Genomic DNA, 20355 nt, shown 5'->3' with positions numbered 1-20355 from the left:
CAATGATAAAAAATTTTCCAAATGATGATGATGGTGATGTTCTAAAAGGTTTGCAGGAGAAGGGCGTTGATTTAAATCAACCGCGTAAAATCGAATATTATTGTTACGCAGAAAATGAATCTGTTGCATTTAAGATAGCTGCAAAAATTGAAGATCTCGGTTACCAGTGTGATGTATTTCATGATGAGAATGCTTCTTCAATAGATAAGGTTTATTCAGTCTACTGTGCTCAGATTATGGTTCCTGCTTATGATGATATTATTAGAACACAAAGCGAGCTTAATAGTGCTCTAAGCAACTTTAATACTAAGTGTGATGGCTGGGGTACGCTGGTAGAGTAAACTTACTTTACGTGGACAGTCATCTTAATTTGAATCCAAAGCCTCGCCCTCGCGGGGCTTTTTGTTACCAAACGAGTGTTCGAGCTGACTCTTTGAATTCAACTTGCCTGTAGGGTGTCTATTATTGAGGAAAGAGCACTTCGACCAATAAATCTGATTGTTGAAATAAATGATTAGTGAATATTATGCTTGCTTATCTTCGTGGTATTGTAAATATAGCGCTCTTACATAAATAAATTTATAAGTATTAGCTAGCGGCAGGAAGCATAAAAGAATGACTAACTCACTTTTTTCATCTGGGGAAGATTGGCAAAGTAATGCTTGCGTTAACTGCTCTCATGACTCTATTGGCCTTTATATTGATGGGTATAGACAAGCCGCAGATACTCTAGCCCATAAAGTAGTCGAATCATCCAGAGATCAAGACATTTTAGTTTATCCCATAGTATTTCTTTTTCGCCAATATATTGAGCTTCAGCTCAAAAGAATAATAAGAGAATCGAATCAATGGGGTCAGAGACATTGATTTTATAATTTAGTCATCTACACTTACGATATTCTTTATTTTAGGGTACGAAGATGGCTAGATTACCTAGATTGAATTTGGCGGGTATACCCCAGCATGTTGTTCAGCGTGGTAACAATCGCCAAGTTAGTTTTTTTGCTGAGCAAGATTACGCGGTTTATCTTGATAAACTCAAAGACTACGCAAAAAAGTACCAAGTGAATGTTCACGCATTCGTATTGATGACCAACCATGTACATCTACTCATGACGCCCGAAACAGAAAAAGGTGTAAGTCAGCTTATGCAATCTTTGGGGCGGTATTATGTGATGTATATTAATAAAACCTATCAACGTACAGGGACTTTATGGGAAGGGCGATATAAATCTACTTTAGTCGATAGTGATAACTATTTTTTGTTAGTGAGTCGTTATATTGAGCTTAATCCGGTAAGGGCTAATATGGTGGAGCACCCAGCGGAATACCCTTGGTCCAGTTACCACGGCAATGCACTGAATAAAGATGTCGCGCTACTGTCGCCTCATCACTGTTATCAATCACTTGGCACGAACAAAGAAGGACGTAAGCAGGCTTATAAATATCTGTTTAAGCACCATATACCCGAACTGACGTTGCAGGAAATAAGGGATGCAACAAATAAAGCGTGGGTGTTAGGCGAAAATCGATTCAAACAACAGATTGAGCAGCAAACGGGTAGAAGAGCAGTGCCACTAGCTAGAGGTGGTGATAGGAAATCCAAGAGTTTTAAAGGTACAATCTAAATTAACGTCTCTGACCCTATTGATCTATTTCTCAAGTCGATGGATATGGGACACTGCCATGATCAAAAGCAACGTGAAGCATTGTTTGATTTAGTATTATTTTTGATTGTTGCTGATGGCGTGATCACCGAGCAAGAATCTGAGTTTATGCACAAATGGCTCGATACCATTGAGTGGAATGCAGATGTAAGTAAAGAAGAATATTACACCACCACATTGTTAAAATGTTATGCCGCAATTAAAACTGACACGGTAGAAGATTATCTAACCCACAGAGCCAAATTGTTGATTGATAATGATATGAAACAACAAGCAATGCAGTTAGTAAGAGACGTTGCTATCGCCGATGATGAACTAGATGCTGCAGAACAACAGGCGATTGACCTATTGTCTGAGCTACTAGAGAAATAACGTTAATTTATTGACCAAAATTTAACGCTTGTTGTTTTTTCTAGGGAAAGCCTTCAAAAGGCTAACTCAAACATAAAACCCATGATCAAAAATACAATTAATGTTGAAGTGTTGCCAATGCTGAAAAAGAAAATGGCGGCTATGGCTAATAGAGGTAAAACAACCCATCGACTTAATCATTTGTAGTCTCCATTTTTCTAGATGCTGATGACACGGCTGATCATACGTTTGCTGTTAGTGATCATATCGGTGGTTTTTGCTCTGAGTTTAAGCAGTAGCAAGTAGGCAAGAGGCACTAACACTAAACTGGTTAAGGTAGAAAATATCAACCCCCCTATAATCGAAATTGCCATAGGTGAATAGGGTGGACCATCACCTCCTAAACGGGTACTACCAAAAGCAAGGGGTACTAAACCTAATACAGTAGTAGCTACCGTCATCAGTATAGGTCTGACTCGGTTTAAGCAAGCTTCGATGATGGCCGGTTGCACCGCGTACCCTATATTGATCAGTTGGTTTATCCTGTCCACCAGCACAATGCCATTGTTCACCACTATGCCCATGAGTATTAACATGCCAATCATACTCATAATGGACATAGGTAAGCCGGCTGCAAACAACGCCCAAAACACTCCGGTCATAGAAAATAGCAATGAAGTTATCACAGCTGTTGGCAACAGTAATGACTCAAACAAGGCCGCCATTACAATGTAAATCATAATTAAGGCCAATAACATATTGGTTTGCATGGCACTTTCGTTTTGATTTTGGCGTTCAATACTGCCATCAAATGTCCAATCGTAACCTGTAGGCAATTTTATGTGTTGCATCACACCTTCAATACTTTTTTGGGCATCTTCTAGGGTAAAGCCATCTTGTAAATTGCCGCCAATAGTTATGGAGGTTTGACGATAGCTGCGGTTAATTTCTGAAAGTCTTGGTTTAACGGTTAATTCAGCAATCATATCTAGTGTGACATTTTGGCCTGAGATACGTGTGATAGTTAAGTTTTTTAGTGCCTCTACTGAATTTTGGAGTGCTTGATCGTACATTAGACGTATACCCACTTCGCCAGTGTCACCGTGACGAAACGTGCGTAGATTAGCACCCCGTAATGCGGTAGCAACAACTTGCGAAATATCTTTGGTATTTAGCCCAAAACGAAACGCTTTTTCCCTATCTATAACTACTTGTAATTCCTGCTTTTGTCGACTGGTATCAGTTTTGACGTCTGACAGCCCTTCAACATTAGTCAGAATCGGAACTATTTGTTTAGCGATTTGGGCAAGTCTTTCTGAAGAGTCGCCCATTATGGTCATTTGGATGCCACCACCATTGCCTTGATCCCATTGGAACGAAGGTTTAGCCCTTACAAAGCTGGGTAGGCTTTCGCTGATTAGTTTTTTCACTTCTGATTGTGACACGGGTAAATCATCTATAAGGGTAATACCCGAAACAGCAAACCCAGCTGTGTAATAGGTATATACCTGTTTGATATGAAATTTCTCTTGATTGGCGTAGAGGTACTTTTCCATTTTAGTAACGGTTTTTTCTACTTCTTCCAAACTAAAACTACCTTGAATGTCGTAGTTCATCCATACTCGATTTTGATCGTTGTCGTTATCATCATCACTAGTAACGTACTGCATCGGCAGCGCGGTACTCGCTAAGATTAAAATTGCAATTAGGCTGGTTTTTCCTTGGTTTTTAAGAGACCAAGAAAGAATACCTTTATACCAAGTTGCAATTTTACCGAGAGCTTTTGGTTGATTGTTGCTAACGTTTTTAGTTGCCTTAGATTTGATTTTGGTAGAGAGCAGGGGGATCAAAGTTTGAGAGATCAATAACGAAGCAAACAATGATATACAAATGGCAATAGCAACATGCTCTAGAAAAACAGTGACGTTAACCTTGGCTCCAACAATATTAGGTAAAAAAACAATAGCAGTAGTGATCGTTCCAGCGATAACCGCCAAACTTACTTTGCCTACTCCTGCTTTTGTAGCGGCAATCACATCAGGGTTATTTTCTTTTTCCTGTTCGATACTTTCTGTGACCACAACAGCATTATCCACCAACATACCTACCGCTAACATCAGCCCCATCATGGATAAAATATTAATGGTATAACCCATCATGTACATGCAGCCTAGGGTAATACAAATACTAAAAGGTACAGATAACACTACCAATAGAGTACTAGTGACATTGCGTAAAAAGGCGTAAAGCACCAATAGCGACAATAACGCGCCAATTAATCCTGCATTAAGTAAATCAGAAAGAGACTTGGTTACACTCTCTGCTTCGTTTTGCATAATAAATAAGTGGATCCCGTTAAAAGCTGGATTTGAATTCGCATCATCAATAACTTTTAACACTTCGCTGGATACTTCAACCATATTACTGGTCGACTCGCGATAAATGTTAAACCCAACTGCAAAGGACTGATCCAGATGACGCCCTTCAGTACGTTGTGGTTTTTCGTATTGAACCAAGGCAATATCGCTAAGGCGTACACCTTTTTTAACCATCATGTCGCGAATTTCCTGCAAGCTAGTAAACTCTCCCTGAGGGTTAACTGTGATTTTTTGCTGAATATCTGAGTCAATAAAACTGCCTGCAGCAAGTGAAAAGTTGGCGTTACTTAAAGAATTGGCTAATTCGTTGGTGTTGACTTGTAGTGCTGCCATCAGTTGTTGGTCTAAACGAATGGATATTTGTTTTTTTGTAACGCCGTATAGTTCGACTTTAGACACACCTGCCACTCTTTCGATGGGGCGTTTTAAATTACGATCAAGTAAATCGTAGGCGCTTGATAAGTCTCGATCACTGGATACTCGCATAGAAAAAATTGGCATATCATTGGTGTTAAATTGATAAACCAACACTCGTTCTACATCAGAGGGTAATTCAGCTCGTATAGCGTCTATTTTTTCTCGAGCCTCTATGCCTTTGGCTTTGAGGTTTTCATCCCAGGCAAATTGCAACTGGATTTCAGCACCATCCTCAGAGGAACGTGAACGTAATCGTTTGATACCAGACATAGTTGCTAATGCTTCTTCCACTGGCCGGGTGATCATTTTTTCAACTTCCACTGGCGTGGCATCATTATAAGGAATACGAATAGCGATTTCTGGGATATCAATGCTGGGAAATTTTTCTAGGGGCAATAACTGGCTAGATAAAATGCCAAATACCAACATCGATATAAACAACATCATAATGGTGACTGGGCGTCGTATCGCAAAATCCGCTAATGCAGAACCTGCGCTTTGGAACTTATCCATGAACTGTCTCCCCATCATCAGTTTTTGTCGGCAAAGCATATGCTTGATTTTCAAACTGCTTGCGGTCAAATAAACTGTAGATCACAGGGATAAAAAATAACGTAAGTAAAGTGGCAAAGAGCAAGCCATAAATAACAGTGATTGCCATAGGCGTGCGAATTTCAGCGCCTTCGCCTAACCCTATTGCCATAGGTAATAAACCTAATGAGGTAGTCAGTGTGGTCATAAGAATTGGACGTAAGCGACTTTGTGCTGCTTCGATAATAGCTGTGGTTTTTTCAATTCCTGATGCACGCAACTGGTTAATTCGATCAATTAACACTATGGCATTATTCACTACAATTCCCGCCAACATAATTAACCCTATAAATACCACTACGCTAATATTAGTGCCCGATAAGTACAATCCATAGATAGAACCGGCACAAGCCAAAGGCACAGTTAATAAAATCAGCAAAGGGTGTAACAATGACTCAAATTGTGAAGCCATAACTAGATACACTAAAAATATCGCCAGGGCTAAAGCAAACTGTAAAGACTGAAAACTGTTTTGCATTTCTTCATTCTGTCCGGCTATTTTAGCTTGCATGTTAAGAGGTAATTTCAAAGAGTCGATATGTTGTTGCACTGCTGCTACTGCTTCATTTAGATCTCCATAATTCAAATTGGCCGAGACCACAGCAACACGCTCCTGACCTATTCGGGTGATTTCACTTGGACCAATTGACATACTTATATCTGCTACGGCTGCCAAAGGAATAGCTTGGCTAGCCCCAGGATTAACGATCATTTGTCCAATGTCAGCAATGGAATCCCGTTGCGATTCCATGGTTCTCACTAAAATATCGACTTTTCTGTCTTCAATACTGTATTTAGTTGCTACTTCACCGCCAATTTCTGCAGACAGAAGTTTAGATACATCTGGAGCATTGATACCAAGTTGTGCCAGTTTTCCATGGTCGAATTTAATTTTGAGTTCTGGATTACCTGATTGTAATGAGGACTTTACATCGGCGAAGCGTTTATCACCTTGCATAATGGCCTGTAATTTTTGGCTATATTTAGTCAAGTCTTCAAGATCAAAACCTATGATTTGTACCGCTAATGGGGTCGCAAAAGTAAACAATGCTGGTTTACCAAACTTACTCTGAACCCCCGCTTGTTTTGACAAATAAGTGCGCATTTTGTCCATCACTATTTGAGTTGCCTGAGCCGAACTAGTGGTTTGCATCACTACATTTAGCTTGCCCCAATATTCACCACCTTGACTGGCTGATACGTTCATTAAACTCCCGGTTCCAGCTAAGGCATAAGTGCGCTCTACGCCTTCTAACTCAGCAGTAAAAATGCCTAAGTCTGCAATCACGTGGTCGGTATTTTCTAATTGTGAACCTGTGGGTAAAGTGATCTCTACAAAAAACTCACCTTGCGACATATCGGGGATCAGTTCCATGCCAAGTTTTGGTAATAACAACACTGAAGCTAATGAAACGGTTACTACTGCTGTTAAAACCAAGATACGAATACCTAACGCTTGTTTGAGTGCTGCCAAGTAAGCCTTTTCGATTTGTTTGAAACTTTTATCGAACACCCATAATAATGGTCGAAATAAGGTTCCCAAGACTTTGCTTAACAGTCTGAATAACAAAATAATGATGGAGCTGATAACAAAGGGAATAAAATGGAAAAGCAATTGAACTAACCAATAAAGCGGCAGAGTTACATAATGAAAAAACCAGCCCATTTTTGTGGTTGGAAGTGTTTTTTCGGGGCTTTCACCTAAGTCTAGGTTTGGTTTATTGTTTGGTGCATCAGTTGATTTTTCTCTTGCGGCCAACATAGGTATTAAAGTTAGTGCCACAACTAAGGATGCAGCCAATGCAAAGGTCACAGTTAAGGCCTGATCACTAAACAACTGGCCTGCAATCCCTTCTACAAAAACTAATGGAAAAAATACTGCCATAGTTGTTAATGTTGAGGCGATGATGGCCATAGATACTTCTTTGGTGCCTATAACTGCGGCCTGTTTATAATCTTTAGTGGTCGCTTTATGGCGAGCTATGTTTTCTAACACTACTATGCTGTTATCTACAAGTAGTCCAATGGCTAGCGCAATCCCCCCTAAACTCATGATATTTAAACTAATATTATTGCCATACATAAGATTAAAGGTAGCAATAATCGAGACTGGAATTGAGATAGAAATTATTAAGGTTGGCCAAATATTTTTTAAAAATAGATACAACACCACCATAGCCAGCAAACCACCGATAATGGCTGCAGTTTTTACCTCATTAATAGCATTAGCGATAAACCTAGACTGATCATAGACCAACTGTAACTGGTATTGGCTAGGAATGTTTTCTTGCATCTGTGCAATACGAAACTGTATGTTTTCAGCAACTTGCACTGTATTTGCATCACCTTCTTTATAAATCGCTATTTCTACACCTTCATATCCATTAAAACGGTTCATAGAGGTAGGTTCTTTGTGAGAATCTTGCACTGTTGCAATGTCGCCTAAACGAATATTTCTACCTTCGCGATTAGCGATAAATAAATTGCGTATATCGTCTAAACTTTGAAATTGGTTTAAGGTGCGTACCAAATACTCTTGTGAACCATCTTTTACTCGGCCACCAGAGGAATTTACATTTTCGTCTTTTAAACGTTTAATAACTTCATTAACTGAAATGTTCAGTTGGCTGGTTTTTTGTTGATCTACTAATACCTGAATTTCATTTTCTAAACCGCCACCTACTTTGACTGAAGCCACGCCTTCCACAGATTCGAGTTGCCGCTTGACTTGCTCTTCAGCGTAGATCCGCAAGGCCTTAATACCTTGGTCGCTTAATGCTACTTGCTGGTTATTTTTTGTTTTGCCGGGATCTTCAGTTGTTATGGGTTTTGCGCCTCCTAAGCCAAATCGCATAACCGGATCTAAGCTAGGATTAAAGCGTAACAATAATGGCTTTTTGATATCTAAAGGCAATTGTAAAGTGTCTAGTTTTTCACGTACTTCAAGACTGGCTAAGTCCATGTCTGTGCCCCACTCAAACTCGAGTAACACATCAGATTGACCCGCTTTAGAGGTTGATATTACGGTGCGCACACCTTTGACTACACCTATAGTTTCTTCAATGGGTTTGGATACTAGTTGTTCAATTTCTCCCGGTGCTGCGCCAACATAATCGGTGCGAATAGTCAGGGTAGGGTAGGACAATTCTGGTAACAAGTTTATCGCCAAACGGGACAGTGAAACCATACCAAATAAAATAATAGCGAAAGTAAACATCCATACGGTAACGGGCCGTTTTACAGCAATATCAACAATATTCATAACGCACCTTAACCTTTAGCTGCATGACTTGAGGGTTTCTGTGCGAGTTCTAAAGGCTCAACCTCATCATTAATTATTTCAACTGGTGCTTCATCCCTAAGGTTTTGATGGCCAGTAATCACTACTTGTTCTGTACCTAATAAACCGCTTAATATCTCCACAAATTCGCCTTCTTGATAACCCACAGTCACGGCCTTTTTACTTGCAATACCGTCTTTAACTACAAATACATTGACGCTATCGTCTATGGCAAGTAAGGCTTTACGTGGAAGCAATACCACGTTTTGTTTAGTGTCGTAATTCAATTTAACCTGGGCAAACATACCTGATTTGAGTAAGTTTTCTGGATTAGGCACTCGTAATGTGACTTTAAAAGTCCCCGTCTTAGCATCAATTACTGGGCTAATACGTTCAACAAAAGCATGGCTCTCACTACCATCAAAAGCGGCTAGATTAAGAGAGGCCTGTTGTTCTTTATGTACTTTAGATAATTCTTTCTCAGGTAAATATACTATTCCATAGAGTTCTTTTTGCTGAACTATATGAAACATTCTTTCACGTTGAAAAGATTCACTTAGATTACCTACTTTGGCATTTCGCTCAGCGATAAAGCCAGATATAGGTGCAGTGATCGTGGCTTCTTGTAAGTCTAATTCAGCTAAAGACAGAGTTGCTTTGGCTGATTCATATTGAGCTGTGAGCTTATCGTAGGTATCGTCACTGACCAATTTTTTATTATATACCTTATTAATTTTTGCTAATTCTTTTTCAACCCCAACTAAATCAGCCTTTGCTCGATCTAAATTTAAGTGGTAACGACGGGGCTCAATTTGCGCAAGCACTTGGCCTTTTTCAACATAATCCCCTTCTTCAACATAAATATGTTCGATGATCCCGGAAGCTCTTGGTACTACAAATGCCTCTTCTTTTGCTTCCAAAATAGCAGTAGTCGCGTAATTTGAAGAAATATTACCTAGCGACAGTGGGGCAACTTCTACAGGAACCGATATCACTAGTGTTTCTTGGTCGTCTAAGGCTTCGGCTTCACCACAGCTACTAAGTAGGCTAACGGATAGTAGAATTGGCAATATCATTAGTAATTTGAGGCCAACCTTTTTATTTATTATTGTTTCCATTTTTGGTTCCCTGAAAAGCAAGTTTAAAGTTAATAGTGAAAATGTGTATCTGACGTATTGTCAGAGCTTGTTGTTAGATAGATAGCATTGACTATGCCAACCCAATAAAAGCCATATAAAACAATTGGATAGTAGTAAATAGGAAATAAATTGATTGTTATATATTTTCAGTGTTAGCGATATTCACCATTTGTTGGTTTAAATGATTAACTTAAAAATTTGCAGAATAAATAACCCTTTTTATTAACTGAGCCGTTGGTAAGGCAAACACAGCAACTTTAATAAGTTAATAACAGAGTAATTTTATGAAAAATTTCAATAAACAAAGCAATAAAATTTCAAGTATCAAGACCTTAGTGATCAGTGGAACCTTGGTGGCGTTAACGTTAGCCTGTAGTTCTGGCACCAAAGAAATTAAGACATCCGAGGCAACCAAAGAACAACCCAAACCAGTGGTGGTTGTTAAGCGTCGAGTTGAAGGGGATTTGCTAAGAGAGTCTATGGCCGATGTACATATTCAAGCTAAGGGTTCTGCTTACCATTTACCCCAGAATTTCAGAGCTGTTAGCCCCATTGTGAATACAGAAAACTACCAACACTATCCTGAAAATGGTATCAAGTCGGTGTTGCAGGATCCTGTTTCAACTTTTTCAATAGATGTAGATACGGGTAGCTATACGAATATTCGACGAATGATCAATCAAGGCGTGCTGCCACCTGCAGATGCCATAAGAATAGAAGAGTTTATTAACTATTTTGATTACAACTATCCCCAGCAAAGTACAACGGGATCTGATACCCCTTTTAGTATTGATACTGCGATATCCACTTCACCTTGGGCAGAACAACGGCATATTATGCGTATTGGCCTAAAAGGTTTTAGCCCAGATGTAGATCAAATTACTGGTAGAAATTTAGTGTTTTTATTGGATGTATCAGGTTCGATGAATCACCCTAATAAATTACCTTTGTTAACTCGTTCACTGGAGTTACTTACCGCGCAGTTGAATGAAAATGACAGTGTTTCCATTGTTGTATATGCTGGGGCATCTGGGGTGGTCTTAGAGCCGACTCAAGGTGATCAAAAAGCTAAAATTAAACAGGCACTTACAAGTTTATCGGCGGGGGGCTCGACCAATGGTCAGGCGGGGATCGAACTCGCTTACAATATGGCAGAACAGGCCTTTATCAAAGGTGGTGTTAACCGAGTTATTTTAGCTACAGACGGTGATTTTAATGTGGGTATGAGCAATCATCAACAATTAATCGAATTGATAAAACACAAACGCCACAAAGGCATTGCCTTAACAACTTTGGGTTTTGGGCAAGGTAACTACAACGATCATCTTATGGAACAATTAGCTGATGCAGGTAATGGTAACTACGCCTACATTGATAATATTAATGAAGCTAGAAAAGTATTAGTAGATGAAATGAATGGGACATTATTAACCATAGCTAAAGATGTCAAAATCCAAGTAGAATTTAATCCTAATTTAGTGGCTGAATATCGTTTGTTAGGGTACGAAAATCGTGCGCTAAACAGAGAAGACTTTAACAATGATAAGGTGGATGCTGGTGAGATTGGCGCTGGCCATACAGTCACGGCTTTGTATGAGATAACCCTAAATACCTCTGAGAATCGTTATCTTGACCCTTTACGTTATCAGAAAACTCAAGTTAAGAACGAAGTTCAAGAACAAAACAACCAATTTTCTAATGAGTTAGCCTTGGTTAAGTTGCGTTACAAAGCGGTAAATAGTGAAGGAAATATTGGCGATAAAAGTAACGAAAAAAGTCACTTGATCAAACGAGCTGTGATGATCAGTCAAATTACTGATTTCACAAAACAGTCTAACGATTTTAGGTTTGCCACTAGCGTAGCTGGCTTTGCCCATTTATTAAAACAGAGTGATTATTGGCAAGATATGAGTTACCAACAAATAATCGATATCGCACAGCAGTCTAAAGGTAAAGATGAGTTTGGTTATCGAGCCGAGTTTATTAACTTAGTGCGTAGCAGCGCCTCTTTACAAGTCAATATGCCGGATCCGTCAAAAATAGAGTCTAAAACAGAGTCAAAATTACAGTCAGCAGAATTGAATATTCAAGGTTTTACCCGCAGTATTGAAGCTAAAGCAACTTTGTTGACTGCCCATTGAAACAACCCTTGGTTCCTAACGCTAACAATGCTGAGTCAGTGCAAAATATTACTGACTCAGCTGATTATCAACAACAAACAGATACTATCCTGATGCAGCAGTATGCATCAGGTGATCTTCGGGCGTTTGAAACCTTGTATAATAGGCACAAAGGCGGCTTGTATCGCTATTTTATGCGGCATATTCCTGAGTCAAGTTTGGCGGAAGATTTGTATCAGGAAATATGGAACAAGGTAATAGTGCAGGCAGATCACTACAAACCAGAGGCAAAATTCACAACTTGGTTATATACCTTAGCCCATAACAAGTTAGTGGATCATGTGCGGCATTTGTCTGTCGTGAATAAAGTGGTGGTGCGCAGTCATTGCGATGAAGAGAGTGAGTCACCTATAGAATTAAACCCCCAACCAATGCACAACGATCCAGAGAGTGAATTGAGCAGCGCTAGAGTCGCCGAATCTTTGCAACTATGCATTGCACAATTGCCTCAGGCACAAAAAGACAGCTTTTTGTTAAAAGAAGAGGCAGGTCTGTCAGTTAAAGAGATCTCAATGGTACTTAATACCAGCTTTGAAGCCAGCAAAAGCCGTTTGCGTTATGCCTATGAAAACCTAAGACAATGTTTGCAAGTGAAATCGGGGAGGGCGATATTATGAGCAATGATAATAAAAATGGATCTTTTGACTTATTAGCCCATGAAAAAAAACTCAGCGAGCTTTATCAGAATGATAAAAAACGTCAAGGTGAAGCGCCTAGTGCTCAGATAGACTCTGATATAATGGCGATGGCCAAACGACAACTTTCAGAAAATTCTCAATTATTGGACAAAGAGCAAACACTTAACTTAGAAGCGTCTGCCAATACAAATAAAAAAAGAAACTCCAAAAATTTGTGGCAATGGCCGTTTTCATTAGTGGCTTCTGTGGGAATTCTAGGGTTATTGTTTATAACTCAGCGAGACTATTTTATTCACCCCACTAATATTGTTGCTGGGGATGCTGGTATATTGAATGAACCCGTTTCGCTAGTACCTGATATTAGCCAATCTGCTGAAGAGAAAAAGGCTATAACGTCTGGATCGTCTTTTGATGCAATGCCAATGACGGCTTCGACGCACAAAGCTGAAGTACTATTAAATGAAGAGTCGGCCTTAGTCGCTAGTAAAAGAATGTCAATCAGCAAAACACCTAAAGTGTTAAACGAACAGATAAAAGAACAGATGTTGGATAGGTCGCAGCTCGAAGTTAATTCTGCGAAAATAGCAGCTATGTCATTGCCTGATATGTCGAAACTGGCAGAATTATTAAGACAGCAGTTGTCTAAACAAAATATGTCAGAGCTAGGGTCAAGTGCTTCAAGTATTAAGATGCAACAAAGCTTGTTTGAACATTTGGCTCAATACCAAAAAAGTCATAAGGATTTTAAAATACCTGAAAAATACTTAAACGTACTGACAGAAGAACAAGTAGAACAATTACAATCAATGGCTTCTAAAGCCGATTCAAATAATTAATTATTCATAAAAGAGAGTGTTACATTGAAAATTTGGGTAGATGCAGATGCATGTCCAGTGGTGATAAAGGATATTTTAATTCGTGCCGCAGAGCGTAAAAAAGTTGAAACCATATTTGTGGCTAACCAATATATTCGTACACCACCATCAAAATTTATCCGCTCCATGCAAGTCAGCGCTGGGTTTGATGTGGCTGATGACGAAATAGTCAGACAAGTCGAACTAAATGATTTGGTGATCACCAGTGATATTCCCTTAGCGGCAGAAGTGATTGAAAAAGGTGGCCAGGTATTAAGCTCAAGAGGTGAACTGTTCACTACTGAAAACATCCGTGCTCGCCTTAATATCCGTGACTTTATGGACACTATGCGTGCCAGCGGTGAACAATCTGGCGGGCCTCCACCATTGAACCAAAGTGATAGACAGAATTTTGCCAATCACTTAGATAGAATACTCACAGCAAACGTTTAATTGCTGCGTTACCACTATATCAAATGACGCTATTTCAAATATCGCGATTTTAAATGACTTGGCCTAAACCGATCACTAAGACATAACCTAAGGTATAGGCTAGTAATAACAATAGGCCGTACTTGGCATAACGAGCAAAACTTAATCCAGGTACTTTGCTCATGGTCACTATACCGGCGGCCGAACCAATCACTAGTAATGAACCGCCAACACCTACTGCGTAAGTCAGTCCTAGCCAAGAGGCTAAGTCCATTTCTATGCCTGTTTTTAGTAATGCCGCAGTGAGGGGCACATTGTCTACAGTGGCTGAGGTAATACCCATAATATAATTGGCATATAAGGGTGGTACATATTGATAAAGGGTAACCAAAAAGTCTAATGCATGAATTTGTTCTAACATTCCGACTAACAACAGTATTCCTAAGAAAAACAACAAAGTATCAAATTCAATATAGCGAATGTATTCCATAATAGGATCGTGTTCGTCGTCGTCATTACATAACCTAGCGACAATAAACATAATCGAAAGACCCGCTAAAAAGCTCAGTACCGGAGGGATTTCAAATAAAACATTACCCACTATGGTAAATAATATGGTGCATAGAAAAATAGCGGCAATGGCATAGTCTATTTTACGTATTTCAAGTTTTTGCTGCTTTATTCTGACTTTGCCGTTCATGCCAATACTCATCATTAAGGTCAAAGCCATCACGGCAGTAAAGGAAGGTAAAGATAACCATAACAAATTTAAAATACTGACCTTGTCAGCTAAAAAAATCATTAAGGTTGTCACATCACCGGTAATTAGTGATACACCACCAGAGTTGACAGCAAATACCACTAACACCGCAAAACGTATGGTCTTATTAGGGGGTAATGATAAAGACAGTATTAAGGCGATAGAGACTAACGTAGCGGTAATGTTGTCAGCCAAGGATGAAAAGATAAAACTAAAAATAGCTGTGAAAAATAATAATTTACGTTCGCTGATGGACTCTGGCATCGCGCGGTGTAATAAATTGGCAATTAAGCCTTTTTTATTTAAATAAGCGACAAACGTCATGGCAGCTACTAGAAATAACCATAATGATGAAATATCAGCGAGATTCTCCCGCAGGCTATGATCTATTAGTTGACGGTCAGCGCCTGTTGCGGCAAATACAAAAAGTAAAATCCAAGATAGGGTGCCAAACAATAAGGTGATTTTGGCTTTATTTATATGAATAACTTCTTCGAAAATAACACCGGCTAGCGCCAAAAATGCTAAGGCTATTAATATATAGTTTAATAACATGATAAGTAATTCTAGAAAATTTCGCCGCATAATAGGCTTTGCAAACCAGATTGCAAGAGATTCAATTATACGAAATTTAACTACTAAATTTTGTTTTTTGAAAAGGTGATTTATTAAGCGATTTTTGGGGCATATAAAAAAAGCCAGTACCCATCAATAATGAGTACTGGCTTTAGGCTTATCTTAGAATATTAACGATTGCCAGTGTTACCACTGGATTGGCTTCTATTTCTATTCCGTGAATGATTGCTTTTAGGGGGTTGTCCACCAGATGAATTACGACCAGAACGTTGCCCATCTCTATGACCTGATTGAGCTTGCTTTGGTTTTTTGGCTTTAATGGGTTTTTGACCAAGCGTTGATTCTGGTAGCGGCTGAGTGGGTTCAAAGCCTGCAGTCACTTTGCGCTGAATAAGTTGTTTGATCAATATTTCTATATCGACTAATTCCTTGAATTCATCTTGTGTCACCATGGATATAGCTTGACCTGTTGATCCTGCGCGACCGGTACGTCCAATCCTATGCACATAATCTTCTGGTACATTGGGTAAATCAAAATTGACTACTTGGGGTAATTGATCAATATCCAAACCTCGGGCAGCAATATCAGTCGCTATCAAAGCTTTCACTTTACCTTGTTTGAAGTCTGCTAGGGCTTTAGTTCTTGCACCTTGACTCTTGTTACCGTGAATGGCAGCAGCACTTACACCTTGAGCTTCAAGCTGTTTTACAATGCGGTTAGCACCGTGTTTTGTACGACTAAAAACTAATACCTGTTGCCAATCATTGTCTTTGATTAAATGGGTAAGCAGTTGCGATTTTTTACTTTTGTCTACGGGATACACCCATTGCTCAACTAAATCGACTGTTGTATTAGCTGGGGATACAGATATCTCTACAGGATTATTCACTAAACCTTTAGCCAGTTTTCGAATGTCGTCAGAAAAGGTGGCTGAAAACATCAAGTTTTGGCGTTTTTTCGGTAACAACTTAATGATTTTTTTGATGTCATGAATAAAACCCATATCCAACATACGATCGGCTTCATCCATTACAAGAATTTCTAATTCAGAAAATTTCACTGCATTTTGGTTGTATAAATCAAGCAGTCGACCAGGAGTGGCAACTAATATATCCACACCTTTACGCAATTTAAGCATTTGTGGATTAATACCCACGCCGCCAAATACCACGGCTGATTTTAAGGATAAGTCTTTTCCATAAGTTTGCACACTTTCGGCTATTTGTGCTGCCAACTCTCGGGTTGGGGTGAGTATCAAAGCTCGTGCTTGATTAGGCCTAGCTGATTGTCCTTGGCTTAGTAAATGTAAAATTGGTAAAGTAAAACCAGCAGTTTTACCTGTTCCAGTTTGGGCTGCAGCCATTACGTCACTACCTTGCAATACCGCTGGTATGGCTTTAGCTTGAATGGGGGAAGGTGTGGTATAGCCTTTACTAGCTACTGCAGATAAAATTTTTGGTGATAGGCCTAGGTCGGCAAAACTCATAGATATTTCTCAAATAGGGTGATTAGCTTATTTGTCAAACAAAGTCTTAGACCTTGCCAAACATAGCTTAAATTTTAAACACTTTAAAATAGTCGCGGGAGGATACAGTAATCAACACACAATAGCACTTAGACTATTAATAAAATGCCGCAAGACTAGAAGTCTTGCGGCATTATTCTAAACTCTTTCGAGTATAGCTTTATTCGCTTTGTGAACCAGGGCGTGTTGCTGGTGCAGTTGATGCGTTTGATGAACTTGAAAAAGCAGCTGACTTACCAGAGCGTTTAACTTCCGGTCTGGCAGCGTCATCAAGTGAACCAATTTTAACATCGACAAATGCTTCATCAATAGAAGCAGGTCGAGCCATTGGGGCTGAAACTGATTCTTTTTTGACTGGCTTAGCCGCAACTTTCAAAGGTGTTGCCTTTTTTGCCGGTTTTTTAGCTGGCGCTTTTTTCACTGGCTTTTCAGATCCATCAACCGCAACGTCACTTGTATCTGCACTGGCAGATTGTGCAACTGGCTCAGGCGTATCAACAACCGGTGCAGACTCAGTTGCTAATTCCATTGCCACTTGAGCTGGCGCTTCTTCAGCAATAATCACTTCAGGTGTTGTTTCAACTTTAGGCGCAGCTACAGGTTCATCAAACTGTAGTTCATCCTGTGTGACTTCTGCTGCTTCAGCTTTTACCGCTTCGTCTTTCTCGTCACCTTCTTTACGGCGTTTTTGACCTGCAGCGCGAATGTGTCTAGGAGAACGACGACTGCGAGTACGAGATGTTGATTCTTCATCTTTGTTTACTTTGCTAAGGGCTTTTGTTTCGCTAACGGCTTCTGTCTCGCTAACGGCTTTTACTTCGCTAGCGGCTTGAGTGTCAGTCGTTGCAACTGCCGGCTCTGGCGCTACAACTGCTGCTGCAGTTTCGGTGACTTTTTGCTCATTAGTTGTTTGACTAGCGACTACCGCATCATTTTGAACCACAGTATCTGGTTGCGCAATGACGGCTGCCTGAGTTTCTTGAACCGCTGTAACTGGGGTCTTTTGCTCAGTATTATCATCGTCAACTCTAACACTACGTCTGGTATCGCGGCGTTTTCTACGTTCTGCTACTTGCTCTTTTTTCTTGGCTGGTGCCGGTGTAGATGCAGCTGCAGGAGTATTGCTCTTCGCAACCGCAGCAGTGTCTTGCTTCGCTTCTACTGGTTTGTCATCGCGACGAGGCTTACGGTTATCATTTCTTGGCTTGCGCTCTGAACGTTCGTTTCTATCTGGGCGCGCATTGCGATTAGCAGATTGTTCACCTTGTTCTTTACGCTCGTTATTTTTGCCGTTACGTTTATTTCTATCAGGGCGAGCATTTCTATTTTGACGCTGATTAGTACCTTGATTACGGGTATGAGTAGTTTTCTTAGGAACCACTTTTTCTTCAGCTTTAAATAAACCAGAAATCCACTTGCTGGCTTTATCTAATAAACTTTCTGATTTAACTGCGACTTTAGCAGGAGCTACTTTTTTCTGTTCAGGTGCAATAAGGCTTTGTAGGGCTGGTTGTTCTTTAGCCATTGCAGGTGCTACGGTTTTATCAGTTATGTTTTCTTCTTGCTCAATTAATGGCAAGTTATAACTCATTTCCTGCACTGCATCGTCTGGACGTCTGCGGGCTACGCTGTATTGTGGCGTTTCCATGTTTGGGTTAGGGATAATAACTAACTGAACACTATGACGTTTTTCAACACCCTGAACTGAACTGCGTTTTTCGTTTAATAAATAAGTCGCCACATTAACAGGTAACTGAGCTTCGATTTGCCCAGTATTATCTTTAATGCTTTCTTCTTCCATGATGCGAAGTACAGATAATGCTAATGACTCTGTGCCACGAACTGAACCGTGACCACTACATCTTGGACACACGTTATTGGCTGAATCACCTAATGAAGGACGTAAACGCTGACGTGACATTTCTAGTAAACCAAAGCGTGAAATACGGCCTAGTTGTACTCGTGCTCTGTCACCTCGGACTGCATCTTTCATACGGTTTTCAACTTCACGTTGATGACGCACTGGGGTCATATCGATAAAGTCAATGACCACTAAACCACCAGCATCACGTAAGCGTAATTGACGAGCAATTTCGTCTGCGGCTTCAAGGTTAGTATTAAAAGCAGTTTCTTCGATATCACTACCTTTAGTGGCACGGGCAGAGTTAATATCGATTGAAATCAAGGCTTCAGTAGGGTCAATCACAATTGAGCCGCCTGAAGGCAGTCTCACTTCACGTTGGAAAGCTGATTCGATTTGGCTTTCAATTTGATAATGGCTGAATAAAGGTACATCACCGCTATATAGTTTTACGCGGTTTGCGTAGTCTGGACGCATTTGTTCAACGTGTTTTAATGCTCTTTCGTGCACTACGGCATTATCGATAAGAATTTCACCGATGTCCCGTCTAAGGTAATCGCGGATCGCACGTACTACTACATCACTTTCTTGGTGTATAAGGAATGGGGCAGGGCGAGAGTCGGCCATTTCTTTAATTCGGCCCCAACCTGATACTAGGTAATCCAAATCGTATGCAAGTTCTTCAGTTGTTTTACCTACACCAGCGGTTCGGACGATTAAGCCCATACCATCTGGTAGATCTAAACCACCTAAAGCTGCTTTTAATTCAGTACGCTCATCGCCTTCAATACGACGAGACACACCACCAGCGCGAGGGTTGTTTGGCATTAACACTAAGTAGCTGCCAGCTAGACTGATAAAGGTGGTTAAGGCTGCGCCTTTTTGGCCACGTTCTTCTTTATCAATTTGAATAATGACTTCTTGGCCTTCTCTGATCACCTCTTTAATATTGGGGCGACCTTCAAATCTATAACCTTGAGGGAAGTAAGTTCTGGCAATTTCTTTTAGAGGTAGGAACCCATGTCTGTCGGCGCCATAATCGACAAATGCAGCTTCTAAACTAGGTTCTACGCGGGTAATTGTACCTTTGTAAATATTGGCTTTTTTCTGTTCGTGGCCTGGACTTTCTATGTCCAAGTCATACAATTTTTGACCATCTACAAGTGCCACTCGCAATTCTTCTTGCTGAGTAGCATTGATTAACATTCTTTTCATTCTTGTTGCTCGGTAAAGTACCGATCACCACAAGTAAAGAACTACGCTGTAATGTGACAATTTTTCAATGCAGCCTCACGACTGTATACTAATGGTTAAGTTTTTGCGCCTAAGTGTTATTTGCATTAATTATTCAATGTATTGTTTTTTAAACACTTTACCTATATTTCATAGGCGCTAAACAAGACGGTATGTTTAGCTACTTATTTATCATTTAAAACTTAGTGGTATTCGAATAACAAATGCTTGTCTGGCTATTTTGTTATTCAAATATCTTGTCAATTCTTTTGTATTCTTTACACCTATGGCGATCAATAGGATATTTATATCGCTGATGTAAGGGTTCTGTTTAATCAAGCTTGTGAAAAGTTACTCGCTTCACAGTTGATTAGCCGTATTAGGCTTGCAAGTCACGTTATGATAAACGGGTTACGACAAATTGGTCGTTTTTGCATACAGAACTGATTAATCCATCTGTTTGTTTAAAACA

14 protein-coding genes are annotated in these 20355 nt (G+C 39.8%); 8 read left to right on the top strand and 6 right to left on the bottom strand.

The genetic code is table 11. The annotated features are described in order from the left end of the window. Positions 1 to 2 precede the first annotated feature (2 nt). The 4 genes from GARC_RS12560 to GARC_RS12545 all read left to right on the top strand — a co-directional run bounded on the left by GARC_RS12560 (position 3) and on the right by GARC_RS12545 (position 2039). Positions 3 to 341, top strand: a complete 339-nt coding sequence (locus GARC_RS12560; RefSeq protein WP_007620565.1) for a ribonuclease E inhibitor RraB — start codon at positions 3 to 5, stop codon at positions 339 to 341. A 274-nt stretch (positions 342 to 615) separates the two neighbouring features. After that, positions 616 to 867, top strand: a complete 252-nt coding sequence (locus GARC_RS12555; protein ID WP_007620563.1) for a hypothetical protein — start codon at positions 616 to 618, stop codon at positions 865 to 867. 53 nt (positions 868 to 920) lie between these two features. Next, positions 921 to 1628 (top strand): transposase, encoded by a 708-nt coding sequence (locus tag GARC_RS12550; protein WP_007620561.1) that lies wholly within the window; start codon positions 921 to 923, stop codon positions 1626 to 1628. A gap of 45 nt (positions 1629 to 1673) precedes the next feature. Further along, complete coding sequence (locus GARC_RS12545; protein WP_039989506.1) at positions 1674 to 2039, top strand: tellurite resistance TerB family protein; 366 nt, start codon at positions 1674 to 1676, stop codon at positions 2037 to 2039. A gap of 197 nt (positions 2040 to 2236) precedes the next feature. Here GARC_RS12545 and GARC_RS12540 read toward each other — a convergent pair whose 3' ends face one another. The 3 genes from GARC_RS12540 to GARC_RS12530 are packed head-to-tail and all read right to left on the bottom strand — an operon-like array spanning position 2237 to position 9802. After that, the gene (locus tag GARC_RS12540) at positions 2237 to 5326 is read right to left on the bottom strand and encodes an efflux RND transporter permease subunit (RefSeq protein ID WP_007620557.1); all 3090 of its coding nucleotides are present in this window, start codon (positions 5324 to 5326) and stop codon (positions 2237 to 2239) included. After that, entirely contained in the window at positions 5319 to 8666 is a 3348-nt protein-coding gene (locus GARC_RS12535; RefSeq protein WP_007620555.1) for an efflux RND transporter permease subunit, read from the bottom strand. Before GARC_RS12535 ends, GARC_RS12540 begins: the two co-directional genes overlap by 8 nt. Positions 8667 to 8674: 8 nt before the next feature. Next, complete coding sequence (locus GARC_RS12530; protein ID WP_007620552.1) at positions 8675 to 9802, bottom strand: efflux RND transporter periplasmic adaptor subunit; 1128 nt, start codon at positions 9800 to 9802, stop codon at positions 8675 to 8677. A gap of 305 nt (positions 9803 to 10107) precedes the next feature. Between GARC_RS12530 and GARC_RS12525 the strand changes: the two genes are divergently transcribed. Genes GARC_RS12525 through GARC_RS12510 form a run of 4 tightly spaced genes read left to right on the top strand, consistent with a single transcriptional unit; the run spans position 10108 to position 13948 of the window. After that, positions 10108 to 11964: a vWA domain-containing protein gene (locus GARC_RS12525; RefSeq protein ID WP_007620550.1), complete on the top strand. Its 1857-nt coding sequence runs from the start codon at positions 10108 to 10110 to the stop codon at positions 11962 to 11964. Further along, a complete protein-coding gene (locus GARC_RS12520) occupies positions 11961 to 12620 on the top strand; it encodes a sigma-70 family RNA polymerase sigma factor (RefSeq protein ID WP_052151501.1) in 660 nt (219 codons plus the stop codon). The genes GARC_RS12525 and GARC_RS12520 overlap by 4 nt, the downstream gene beginning before the upstream one ends. Next, positions 12617 to 13477 (top strand): hypothetical protein, encoded by an 861-nt coding sequence (locus tag GARC_RS26935; protein WP_007620539.1) that lies wholly within the window; start codon positions 12617 to 12619, stop codon positions 13475 to 13477. Before GARC_RS12520 ends, GARC_RS26935 begins: the two co-directional genes overlap by 4 nt. A gap of 24 nt (positions 13478 to 13501) precedes the next feature. Beyond that, positions 13502 to 13948, top strand: a complete 447-nt coding sequence (locus tag GARC_RS12510) for a YaiI/YqxD family protein (RefSeq protein ID WP_007620537.1) — start codon at positions 13502 to 13504, stop codon at positions 13946 to 13948. Between the two features lie 49 nt (positions 13949 to 13997). Here GARC_RS12510 and nhaD read toward each other — a convergent pair whose 3' ends face one another. The 3 genes from nhaD to rne all read right to left on the bottom strand — a co-directional run bounded on the left by nhaD (position 13998) and on the right by rne (position 19856). After that, positions 13998 to 15242 carry a sodium:proton antiporter NhaD gene (nhaD, locus tag GARC_RS12505; protein ID WP_007620527.1) on the bottom strand — a complete coding sequence of 415 codons (1245 nt, stop codon included), beginning with the start codon at positions 15240 to 15242 and terminating at the stop codon, positions 13998 to 14000. A 191-nt stretch (positions 15243 to 15433) separates the two neighbouring features. After that, on the bottom strand, positions 15434 to 16750 hold the full coding sequence (locus tag GARC_RS12500; RefSeq protein WP_007620524.1) for a DEAD/DEAH box helicase: 1317 nt from the start codon (positions 16748 to 16750) through the stop codon (positions 15434 to 15436). Between the two features lie 199 nt (positions 16751 to 16949). After that, positions 16950 to 19856, bottom strand: a complete 2907-nt coding sequence (rne, locus tag GARC_RS12495; RefSeq protein ID WP_007620522.1) for a ribonuclease E — start codon at positions 19854 to 19856, stop codon at positions 16950 to 16952. Positions 19857 to 20355 lie beyond the last annotated feature (499 nt).

The organism is Paraglaciecola arctica BSs20135 (assembly GCF_000314995.1).
Classification (GTDB): domain Bacteria; phylum Pseudomonadota; class Gammaproteobacteria; order Enterobacterales; family Alteromonadaceae; genus Paraglaciecola; species Paraglaciecola arctica.
This window is presented reverse-complemented; position numbering and strand designations above follow the sequence as displayed.

Bases quoted from the DNA above. Each gene is read 5' to 3' on its own strand.
- GARC_RS12555 (WP_007620563.1), top strand. From the start codon at position 616: ATGACTAACTCACTTTTTTCATCTGGGGAAGATTGGCAAAGTAATGCT.
- rne (WP_007620522.1), bottom strand. From the start codon at position 19,856: ATGTTAATCAATGCTACTCAGCAAGAAGAATTGCGAGTGGCACTTGTA.
- GARC_RS12530 (WP_007620552.1), bottom strand. From the start codon at position 9,802: ATGGAAACAATAATAAATAAAAAGGTTGGCCTCAAATTACTAATGATA.
- GARC_RS26935 (WP_007620539.1), top strand. From the start codon at position 12,617: ATGAGCAATGATAATAAAAATGGATCTTTTGACTTATTAGCCCATGAA.
- GARC_RS12535 (WP_007620555.1), bottom strand. From the start codon at position 8,666: ATGAATATTGTTGATATTGCTGTAAAACGGCCCGTTACCGTATGGATG.
- GARC_RS12560 (WP_007620565.1), top strand. From the start codon at position 3: ATGATAAAAAATTTTCCAAATGATGATGATGGTGATGTTCTAAAAGGT.
- GARC_RS12500 (WP_007620524.1), bottom strand. From the start codon at position 16,750: ATGAGTTTTGCCGACCTAGGCCTATCACCAAAAATTTTATCTGCAGTA.
- GARC_RS12540 (WP_007620557.1), bottom strand. From the start codon at position 5,326: ATGGATAAGTTCCAAAGCGCAGGTTCTGCATTAGCGGATTTTGCGATA.
- GARC_RS12545 (WP_039989506.1), top strand. From the start codon at position 1,674: ATGGGACACTGCCATGATCAAAAGCAACGTGAAGCATTGTTTGATTTA.
- GARC_RS12525 (WP_007620550.1), top strand. From the start codon at position 10,108: ATGAAAAATTTCAATAAACAAAGCAATAAAATTTCAAGTATCAAGACC.
- GARC_RS12550 (WP_007620561.1), top strand. From the start codon at position 921: ATGGCTAGATTACCTAGATTGAATTTGGCGGGTATACCCCAGCATGTT.
- nhaD (WP_007620527.1), bottom strand. From the start codon at position 15,242: ATGTTATTAAACTATATATTAATAGCCTTAGCATTTTTGGCGCTAGCC.